The 9965-nt window shown below is 59.2% G+C and carries 11 protein-coding genes; 8 read left to right on the top strand and 3 right to left on the bottom strand.

Features of this window, described 5'->3' with window-relative positions; genetic code table 11:
* Positions 1 to 112 precede the first annotated feature (112 nt).
* The 8 genes from AC6RA8_RS18120 to AC6RA8_RS18085 all read left to right on the top strand — a co-directional run bounded on the left by AC6RA8_RS18120 (position 113) and on the right by AC6RA8_RS18085 (position 6622).
* On the top strand, positions 113 to 1087 hold the full coding sequence (locus tag AC6RA8_RS18120; RefSeq protein WP_500354595.1) for an ABC transporter permease: 975 nt from the start codon (positions 113 to 115) through the stop codon (positions 1085 to 1087).
* A complete protein-coding gene (locus AC6RA8_RS18115) occupies positions 1084 to 1950 on the top strand; it encodes an ABC transporter permease (RefSeq protein ID WP_500354593.1) in 867 nt (288 codons plus the stop codon). The genes AC6RA8_RS18120 and AC6RA8_RS18115 overlap by 4 nt, the downstream gene beginning before the upstream one ends.
* Positions 1947 to 3581, top strand: a complete 1635-nt coding sequence (locus AC6RA8_RS18110; protein WP_500354591.1) for an ABC transporter ATP-binding protein — start codon at positions 1947 to 1949, stop codon at positions 3579 to 3581. Before AC6RA8_RS18115 ends, AC6RA8_RS18110 begins: the two co-directional genes overlap by 4 nt.
* Before the next feature lie 136 nt (positions 3582 to 3717).
* Complete coding sequence (locus tag AC6RA8_RS18105; protein ID WP_500354589.1) at positions 3718 to 4149, top strand: hypothetical protein; 432 nt, start codon at positions 3718 to 3720, stop codon at positions 4147 to 4149.
* Positions 4149 to 4802 (top strand): MotA/TolQ/ExbB proton channel family protein, encoded by a 654-nt coding sequence (locus AC6RA8_RS18100; RefSeq protein WP_500354588.1) that lies wholly within the window; start codon positions 4149 to 4151, stop codon positions 4800 to 4802. The genes AC6RA8_RS18105 and AC6RA8_RS18100 overlap by 1 nt, the downstream gene beginning before the upstream one ends.
* The gene (locus AC6RA8_RS18095; RefSeq protein ID WP_500354587.1) at positions 4795 to 5181 is read left to right on the top strand and encodes a biopolymer transporter ExbD; all 387 of its coding nucleotides are present in this window, start codon (positions 4795 to 4797) and stop codon (positions 5179 to 5181) included. The genes AC6RA8_RS18100 and AC6RA8_RS18095 overlap by 8 nt, the downstream gene beginning before the upstream one ends.
* Entirely contained in the window at positions 5181 to 5567 is a 387-nt protein-coding gene (locus AC6RA8_RS18090) for an ExbD/TolR family protein (protein WP_500354585.1), read from the top strand. The genes AC6RA8_RS18095 and AC6RA8_RS18090 overlap by 1 nt, the downstream gene beginning before the upstream one ends.
* Positions 5564 to 6622 (top strand): energy transducer TonB family protein, encoded by a 1059-nt coding sequence (locus AC6RA8_RS18085; RefSeq protein ID WP_500354583.1) that lies wholly within the window; start codon positions 5564 to 5566, stop codon positions 6620 to 6622. The genes AC6RA8_RS18090 and AC6RA8_RS18085 overlap by 4 nt, the downstream gene beginning before the upstream one ends.
* A 149-nt stretch (positions 6623 to 6771) precedes the next feature.
* On the opposite strand, the gene AC6RA8_RS18080 is transcribed toward AC6RA8_RS18085, so the two are convergent.
* The 3 genes from AC6RA8_RS18080 to AC6RA8_RS18070 all read right to left on the bottom strand — a co-directional run.
* On the bottom strand, positions 6772 to 8580 hold the full coding sequence (locus AC6RA8_RS18080) for a serine hydrolase domain-containing protein (RefSeq protein ID WP_500354582.1): 1809 nt from the start codon (positions 8578 to 8580) through the stop codon (positions 6772 to 6774).
* Positions 8581 to 8830: 250 nt separating this feature from the next.
* On the bottom strand, positions 8831 to 9154 hold the full coding sequence (gene hmuQ, locus AC6RA8_RS18075; RefSeq protein ID WP_500354580.1) for a heme-degrading protein HmuQ: 324 nt from the start codon (positions 9152 to 9154) through the stop codon (positions 8831 to 8833).
* Positions 9155 to 9165: 11 nt separating this feature from the next.
* Positions 9166 to 9965 (bottom strand): DUF1513 domain-containing protein (locus AC6RA8_RS18070; RefSeq protein ID WP_500354578.1); only part of this gene is annotated, 800 nt, incomplete at its 5' end.

Below are 9965 nucleotides of genomic sequence, written 5' to 3'. Positions count from 1 at the left end.
ATTTGGTCATCCTCCTCTCCCTATGACCTTGTTTTCTTGAAAGAGTAAGCTGTCCAGAGAAAGACCTTCCTGCCCAGATCCCCGGGGCAGGTTTTCATTGAGGTGGTGGTGAATGGGATTTCTGGTCGTAATGGCGCAACGCACCCTTTACGGGTTGCTGCTGTTGCTGGCCGTACTGGTGTTGAATTTCACCATGATCAATCTGGCGCCGGGCGATGTGGTGGACACCATTGCTGCCGATATGGGCGGGGCAAGCGCGGAACTGGTGGCTCAAATCCGAGCGGAGTACGGGTTGGATCAACCCGTCATCGTACAGTTGGGCAATTATGTCTGGCGGGTGTTCCAGTTCGATCTGGGGCAATCGTATTTCTACAATCGCCCCGTGACCGAGATGATCTTTGAGCGTTTGCCCGCCACGCTGCTCTTGGTCTTTTCAGCGCAGATTTTTGCCCTTGTGGTCGGCATTCTGCTGGGTGTGTTCGCGGCGCAGCGACCGAATGGTATTCTCAGCCATATCGTCACACTCTTTGCTTTGTTCGGCTATGCCGCGCCTGCGTTCTGGACCGGTATCCTGCTGCTGATTGCCTTTTCTTTGAAAATTCCTTTGTTCCCGGTCGCAGGGATGCGTGATGTGACGGTCGAAGGTTTCTTTCCCCAAGCACTGTCGGTCGCGCACCATCTGGTGCTGCCGATGTTGACGCTTGGGTCGATTTTCATGGCACTTTATTCGCGGCTGTGCCGTGCCTCGATGCTGGAGGTTTTGGGGTCGGATTATGTGCGCACGGCCAAGGCCAAGGGGCTGTCACCGCGTGATGTGACAATGAAGCACGCGCTGAAGAATGCGCTGCCGCCGGTTGTTACGCTGGCAGGTTTGCAGTTTTCGGCCGTGATCTCGGGGGCGGTGCTGGTCGAAACTGTGTTTTCATGGCCGGGGCTGGGGCAGTTGGCGCTGACCTCGATCCTTGCGCGGGACACCCCGACAATCCTGGGTATTCTGTTCTTTTCTGCGCTTGTGGTGATTGTTGGCAATCTGCTGACGGATTTGGTCCTGCGCCTGATTGATCCACGGGTGAGAGGCAAGGCATGAGCGAGCAAACGCACCTCAAGGCCCGGTCACCCTTTGCCGAAGCGTTCGAGATGTTTCGGCGCAATCATGCGGCGGTGGCGGGGTTGGTTATCCTGCTTGCCATCATCGGTGTCGCTGTTCTGGGGCCGGTGCTTTATCCCGGCAATCCGTTTGACATGGTTTGGGCCCCGTTCACCCCGCCGGGGGCCGAGGGGTATCTTCTGGGCACCGACTATCTGGGCCGGGACCTGCTGTCATTGCTGATCCATGGTGCGCGGGTGTCGCTGACGGTTGGTCTGGCGGCGGCCTTTGTTACCGTCACCATTGGTATCACCATTGGCGCGCTTGCCGGGTTCTATCGCGGTTGGGTCGAAGAGGTGCTGATGCGTCTGACCGAGTTCTTTCAGGTCCTGCCGACGCTTTTGTTTTCGATGGTCATCGTGGCCCTGTTTGGCGCGTCGCTGCTGATGATCACCATCGCCATCGGTCTTGTCAGCTGGCCTGCCGTGGCGCGGATCACGCGAGCCGAGTTTCTGCGCATTCGGGAGCTGGAATATGTCACAGCTGCCCGCGCCGGAGGTGTGCGCAATGGTGGGCTGATGTTCCGGGTGATCCTGCCCAACGCGCTGCCACCCATCATCGTGCAGGCGGCCCTCATGGTTGGCTCGGCCATTCTGTTCGAGGCGGGTTTGAGCTTTTTGGGTCTGACGGACCCGAATGTCGCGAGCTGGGGGCAGATCATCGGGTCGAACCGGCAGTACATCCTCGACGCCAGCTATACCGTTACCGTGCCGGGCATCGCCATCTTCATAACCGTTCTGGCGATCAGCCTTGTGGGTGACGGCCTGAATGACGCCCTGAACCCAAAGCTGAGGGAAAGATGAGCGCGCCGCTTCTTTCTGTCGAAAACCTGCGCATCGAGCTGGCCACGCGGGGCGGGATGGTGCCGGTTGTCGATGACCTGTCGCTATGGCTGAACCCCGGTGAGACGCTGAGCATCGTCGGCGAATCCGGCAGTGGCAAGTCCATGACTGCCCTTGCCGTTATGGGGCTGCTCCCCCGCATTGGTCGCGTCGCCGAGGGCCGCATCATGTTCGAAGGGCAGGACATGACTCAGATGGAAGACGCCGCCCTGCGCCGCATCCGGGGCAACCAGATCGGCATGATTTTTCAGGAGCCGATGACGTCTCTCAACCCGGTCCATACCGTGGGTGAACAGATTGCAGAGGTGTTGCGCCATCACCAGAACCAGGGTGCCGCGCAGGCCTGGGCCAATGCCGTTGATCTGCTAGATGCCGTGCGCATTCCCAACGCAATGGGCCGTGCAGGCACATATCCACACGAGATGTCTGGCGGTCAGCGCCAGCGGGTGATGATCGCCATGGCCCTGGCCTGTCGGCCCAAGATCCTTATTGCGGATGAGCCGACCACGGCCCTCGATGTGACGGTACAGGCCGAAATCTTTGACCTGATGCGCGAGCTGGCGAAGGAAACCCAGACCGCCACGATCCTGATCACCCACGACATGGGTGTGGTCGCCGAAATGGCCGACCGGGTGGTTGTCATGCTCAAAGGTGAAAAGGTTGAGGATGGCACCGTGACCGATCTGATCAATCGCCCACAGCATGACTACACCAAGTCGCTGATCGCGAGCGTGCCGCATTTGACGCCGGAGACACGCGATGAAAGCGAAGTCGCGGCTCAGGTCGATCAGCCGCTTTTGAGTGTCCGTGACCTCACGGTGCAGTTCCCTGTGAAGAAACGTTGGGGCAAGCGCGAGATGTTCACTGCTGTGAATGGCATCAGCTTTGACGTGGAGCGGGGCAAGACGCTGGCCATCGTGGGGGAGAGTGGGTCAGGCAAGACCACGGCGGCCCTTGCGGTGGCGCGGCTGGTGGCGGCGCAGGCTGGGCATGTGACGCTGGACAGCACGGATATGCTGACGCTTGAAGGTGAGGCGCTGCGGCAGGCGCGCGCAAATGTGCAGGTGATCTTTCAGGACCCTTATTCGTCGCTTAACCCGCGCCTGCGGGCGGGCGCCATTGTGCGTGAACCCATGGATAACTTGGGCAATCTGCCGGTCGCACAGCGCGATGCGCGCGTGGCCAACTTGTTCGAACAGGTGGGGCTGGAACCGGCACAGATGCATCTGTTTCCGCACCAGTTCTCGGGTGGACAGCGGCAACGGATCAGCATCGCGCGCGCACTGTCGACCAATCCCAGCCTGATCATCTGTGACGAGGCGGTGTCAGCCCTTGATGTCATCATACAGGCCCAAATTCTGGACCTGTTGAAAGACCTGCAGCGGGACCTGGATCTGACTTATCTGTTCATCAGCCATGATCTGGGCGTCGTGCAGCAGATGTGTGATGACGTGGCGGTCATGTATATGGGTGACATCGTTGAATACGGCACGCGCAATGCGGTGTTTGCATCGCCGCAGCAAGATTACACACGAAACCTGCTGGCCGCCGTTCCATCCGTGGAAAGCGTGAAAGAACATCCGGCACAGTGACCGGTTGTAAACGCCCCGCTCGCCGAGTGTTTTAATCAGGTATTGCAGCGCGACTATATTAATGTTTTTAAGACTGTAACCCGGGTCCCCCAGCCGCTTGCCAGGTCAGCCCTTCCTCTCGACCAAGGAGCATGACATGGGGACGACGTTTGCACGTCTTTTGGCATTGATCTTGATAGTTGTGGCGCTGGCCGGTGCTGCTCAGGAAACCGATGTGACCGGCAAGGTAGCGGTCGAGTTGAATACGGTGTCAAACGAGGAGGGGGCCTGTACCCTGACCTTCATGGTCACCAACGGCCATCCTGTTGATATTGACAAGCTTGTTTACGAGACCGTGCTATTTGATGCCGCTGGCAGCGTGGACCGGTTGACCCTGTTCGACTTCGGAGCCTTGCCGGTGGGCCGCCCGCGTGTCCGTCAGTTTGCGGTGCCAGACCTGGCCTGTGACGGCCTGGGTCGGGTGCTGTTCAATGGGTTGCATACCTGCGCGTCCGACGGTCTGGCGCGGGAGGACTGCGCCAAGGGCTTGCTGCCGTCGACCCGGGTCGAGATCGAGGTGCTGGGCTGATGTTGGATGCGATCTTTGCTCAATTGATGGCCGTATTCGATCTGGGTGGCCCTGTCGTTATGGTGCTGATCGGGGTCTCGATCGTCACCCTTGCCGTTGTTCTCTACAAGTTGTGGCAGTTTTCGGTGGCGAATGTGGGTCACCACGCAGCGCTGCGCACGGCTGTGGCGGCTTGGGACGCGGGCGATCGGACAAGTGCACGGACGGCCCTGGAACAATCAAAGAGCTATCTGGCACCTGTTGTAGCTGCGGCATTTGATGGGCGTGATAGGGACCGCTTGCTGGCCATGGCGGAGGAGCTTTTTTCCCGGTTGGAGCGGGGATTTCGATATCTGGAGTCCGTGGCGCAACTGGCCCCTCTGCTGGGGCTGTTTGGCACTGTTCTAGGGATGATCGAGGCGTTCCAGTCGTTGCAGGCCGCCGGGGCGCAGGTGGACCCGTCAATTCTGGCTGGCGGGATATGGGTGGCACTTTTGACGACAGCCGTTGGCTTGGTTGTCGCGATGCCGACCGCATTGCTTCTGTCTTGGTTCGAGGCGCGGATGGAAGCTGAACGTGTTGTGGCTGACACCTTTGTTTTGACGGCCCTTGCACCAGCCAACCGTGTGGACGCAATCGAACCGGGCGCGACCATGATACCCGCCCATGGCTAGAACGCGACGCGTGCGGCGATTGTCGATGACGTCGCTGATCGACGTGATCTTTCTGTTGTTGCTGTTCTTCATGCTCACCTCGACCTTCTCGAAATTTGCCGAGGTTGAGTTGACCGCCAGAGGAACTGGACAGGCTGCAGCACCGGCAAGCGTGCGGCCGCTTTTTTTGCAGGTCGGAGAGGAGATGCTTGCGCTGAATGGTGAAAACGTGGGGATTCATGCTCTTGAGATTTCCTTGCGCGACGCGGTTCCAGCCGTAGAGATGCAGCCGTTGATTGTTAGTCTGCAGCCAGGGGTTACCGCACAGCGGCTGACCGATCTGTTGGTTGTCTTGCGCGCGGTGAAGGGTTTGCAGGTCACCGTGCTGGGGGACGCCTGATGCGCAGACGTGCCCCAAGGTCCAAGCGAGAGCCGACCATCGCCCTGATCAACATCGTGTTTCTGATGCTGGTTTTTTTCATGGTGGCAGGCACGTTGGCACCGCCGTTGGATCGGGAACTTGCCCTGGTCAGTACGTCCGATCTGGAGGGGCGGCCGCCACCGGATGCGCTGATTGTTCATGCGGATGGAGCTCTGAGCTTTCGGGGCATAGATCAAGCCGATGTTGGTGCCTATCTGTCCGGCCTTGATCCCGAAGCGTGGGAGGAGGTGCGGATTGTGCCCGACCGAGGGCTGTCTGCAACCCAACTGGTGTCATTGGGTCGGGAGTTGCGCCGGGCGGGTGCCGGCAAGGTGATTATCGTGACCGAGCGGGGGCTGGAATGATTGCAGCGTCTCGCACCGTTGCATTGGTGGCCGTTGTTTTGGCCGCCGCTCTTCATTTAAGTGGGCTAATGCGCCTTGACCTAATCCAACCAGTCCAGATGGAGGGTGGGCAAGTCGGTGCAACCGAGGCGTCGCTTGGCACTGCTTTTGCTGATCTTGCACAGGGTACATTGACGGGGGTTGAGACGACTGAAGTGACGGAGCGGGTCAACGTTGAAGACGCGACCGAAACGTCAGAGCCAGTTGACGACACGGTCGACCCGACCCCACCGGAAGAGATACAAGCCGCCGAAACAGACACGCGTGTGGAAGAGCAAGACGTGGAAAATACGACGCCTCGCGCTGAACCGGATAATACAACGGCCAGCGCGGTGGTGCCCGAAACAGCGCTGGTTCCAGAACCCACCCTTCGGGTGACGCCTTCGGTATCCCAGCCATCTGTGACACCCGAGCGTTTGACAACACTTGAGCCACTTTTGCCGGTTGAACCAGTTGCGCCGGTGCCAGCGAAGGCGATCGTTCCGCCCGATACGTTAACAGCCATTGACACCGATCAGATCGAACTGACGCAATCGCGGCGGCCCAAGGTGCGTAGCCGTGCCTTCGAAGAGCGTAACAAGCCAGACGATCCACCACCAGCACCGCGCCAGACGGCAAGCCGAACCCCTGACCCCCCGCCAGCGCCGCGTGGCAATCAAGCACGAACCAATACGCGGGCTGGGGCGGCGGAGGGCACGGCCGCTCGGCCGGCACCAAGGGCGACGGGGACCGCGGGTGCGGCGCAAGCAGGCAATGCGGCCGCATCCAACTATCCTGGTCAGATCATGCGAAAGCTGCAACGTGCACGTCGTCCGCGTATCGGGGATCGCGGTGTGGCCACTGTCAGCTTCCGCATCGCATCGAATGGTGGATTGAGTGATGTGTCTGTGGCACGCAGTTCTGGCTCTCGCGATCTGGACAACGCGGCCTTGCAGGTGATCCGGGGCGCCGCGCCGTTTCCTGCCCCTCCACCGGGTGCGCAGCGGTCGTTCAGCATCCATATCAAGGGGCGTTAGGGTATGCGCACTGGCGACCAAACAGTATATTCAATGGGTTTGTTGCATTCCTGGTTGCTGCGCTTCAGCCGTTGACTGTGACCAGGTTGTCCGCGCTGACCGCCACGATAATGCGTGTGTCGCCAGAACTGCGGATGAGCTTTTGCAGTTCACCATGTCAGGGCCGCGGTCGGTAGATTCCAAATCCAAGCGGCAAGAAGGGCCCATGCGAAAGCGGGAATAGCCGCCAAGACCACAAACTGCTCCGCTCGCATCGCATTTGCGCTTTGTAGTGAGCGTAGAAACCACGCTGCAGTCCACAGCAGAGTCGCGACAGCTGCTGCACAGAGACAGGTTATCGCCCAAAGACCGGCACCGGCAGAGGTGTGGGAGGAAAGGTCTTGACCGTTCATCACTGGTACAATGATAGCCGTGCAAATAGCGGCACCGGCGAACCAGCCCATACCCAGCAAGGCAGGCATACTTGTCAGGCGGCCCCTTGAGCGCCATGCTATCACTGCGCCAACCAAACACAGCAGAGAACCGGCCAAAGCCGCCCACAGCGCCGAATTCAGCGAGGCGGCACTATGCCAAAATCCAACGCGGTCAAACGCGTGCATGCCGCCGCTAAAATCAGCTCTGACAACATTCCCTGATACATCTCGTCGAAATCCAAGCTGGAAATCGCCCTCCGGCGTCTCGAACTTGTCCTGCCCGATTGCTTGGAACAGACGGGAATGGCCAAGCCCGGACACCAGAAGCATCTCGTCATCGGTTACTTGCACGTTCATGCGATGAGAGTTCAGCGCGTGTATCCGGTCCAGTCCGGTTTCGTTGCGCCGCACGGTGAGAAAATGCCCGGTAAAGTCGTTTAAGCAGGCGGAATCGCAATCAGTGCGTGGTGCGACTGGCCGTTCATGTGGCGCAATCACTTCTCTCAGCACGCGACGTGGTAAACCCGTGAGCTCATTTCCGCTGGGACTGTTTGCAGCAACAAAGAACCCCAGGTCCATGGATGGGATGAGCACCATGTTGCTGTGGAACCCAAAATGTGTGCCGCCATGGTGGTAGACCGTGTGACCGGCCCAGCGTTCAGTCCAGTACCCAAGTGTGCGCCCGGAAAACTCTGCGGCATCCGGCCACGCGGGTTCGTACATCTTTGTAATGCTGGTCGGGGTCAGAGCAGACGTTTCATCTTCAGGGTTTTGTGACAGTAACCTTTGCATGATCCGGCCCATGGTCTCGGCCGTGAGCGCGAGACCGCCCGAGCTTAAATGTACCGCGTGAAAAGGGGCTGGATCGATGGCGACATACCGACCCGCGTCCCAAACATGAAATGAGCTGGTCCCTCGAAGCGCGGATGGCTCATTCATGAAACGTGCGTTACCAATTCCCAACGGGGACAGGATTGTATCGGTAATGTATTCCTCGAACGGTTGGCCCGAGACTTGGGCAATAATCTCGCCCAGCAAAACGTAGCTGGCATTCGAGTAGGAAATGACATCGCCTGGCGGGCGAACCTGTTGTGGGAGGATTTTCGAAATCTGTTCAATTGCGGGTGTGTTGTCCTGTTCGCCGTGCACCGCGAAGTAACCCGAGTAGCGTTCCTCAAGGCCTGCTGTGTGGCTAAGCAGGTGAGCGACTGTAATGTCACCGAAACGCTGATTCAGATGCAGCCCGGGAAGGTGACGGATGATTGGGTCGTCCAAAGACAGCCGCCCGTCCTCTGCTAGCTGCAGGATCGCCAAGGCAGTGAAAACCTTGGTAACAGATGCCAGCGGAATAATGTCTGCTTCAGGCGTCATAGTTTTTCCGGACCTGGCATCCGACAGCCTGTAGCCACGTGACAGGATCACATTGTCGCCAGAAACAACAATCACGACCGCACCGGCCACGGCGTCCTGATCCAGACCGGTCGTGATCAACCCATCGACAAAACCCTCCAGCGTTTCCTCCCACGATCCGTTGGGGGCACCCATAACGGCGGAGCCTGCAAAGACGAATGCAATGATGAGAAGACAGTGGGCGGCAAACAAAACGCTCTGCCTGAGGTGGTGGATCATACAACGGAACCTATTAAGGAATGCGGCGGCGATAATCAGGCTGGGTCGGCAGTCATCAATATTGGTGTTGTCCGCGTTTTTTTGAAGCGGACCCAGGCATCAAAATGTGCTTTGTTTTCTGGCAGCTCAATGCAAACGCAGTTTGCGTCAAAGAGAGCCTGTTCCCTTATGTGTCGGCCGAGATTTCCTGTATCACCGAAAAGCCTTCGAACGTGGGTGCGCCCTCGTGCAGTTTAGCCGTGCTGCCGGCGTCCTTGTGTGCTGCGCGAAAGGCGTCTGACCGGGTCCAAGCGCGAAACGTCTCTTCCGATGACCAGACCGTATGCGAGGCGTAGAGCCGTGTGCCATCTTCGTTTTCGGGCCCCTTGAGCATGTGGAATTCGACAAAGCCATCCATGGTTTTCAAGTGGCTGTCCCGCCCAAGCCACAGCGCCTCGAATGCCTGTGCGTTTTGCTTGGCGACGGTGAAGCGGTTCATTGCGATAAACATGGGCGATCCTTTCAGATGGCTGTCAGGTGATTGTCGAAGGCAAGCAGGTGAGTCTTGCGATGGGTGAGCGTGTCGCCGGTCAGGGTGTGGACCTGTCCGGTTCCGTCCGTCACCAGGCAGGACCCGTCCGGGGCGGCGCACAGACCGCAGACGTCTTGGGCCCGGTATGTGCCCACCTGCTGGCCTGCTGCATCGAATTGAAAGGCCAGACCGCCGCGGGGCGAGGATGCGGCGTAGCGCCCGTTTCCAAATGCGCTGACGCTGCCGATGTATCCGTCGAGTTGGTAGAGCGCCGTTTCATCCATATCTGCCGATCTGAGCGCACCATTGCCATTGTAGAGTGCCACAAGCGAAGGCGCTTCGAACGGGTCACCCTGCCATTGGAAGCCGCATACGACCGTACCGTCGGGCGCTGACGCGATGTGGCGGAGTGAGTTGAGGTGGATGGCATCCGGCACTTCGGCAAAATCTATCAGCTGTCCGTCGGTATCGAACACCGCGAGGTTGGGCCGCATTGTGTCGAGGTTCAATTTGTCCCGCCCCGTTGCCGGGTGTGTGCGGATGCCGCCATTGGCGACCGCGAGCGTGCCGCTTGGCATGCGCAGGATCTCATGCGGTCCGATCCCGGCTGATGTGAATTCATCCAGCCGTCTGTAGCCCGCGCCGCGGTCCCAGACACCGATGCGGCCTTGTCCCGACGCGATGTCGTTTTCCGGGGTGAAGAGCAGATTGCCGTCACTGGAGAAGGCACCGTGTCCGTAGAAGTGCCGCCCCGTTGGCGCGCGCAGGGTTTGGGTCACGTCACCGGTGC

The sequence above is a fragment of the Tateyamaria sp. genome (assembly GCF_059783535.1).
This window is presented reverse-complemented; position numbering and strand designations above follow the sequence as displayed.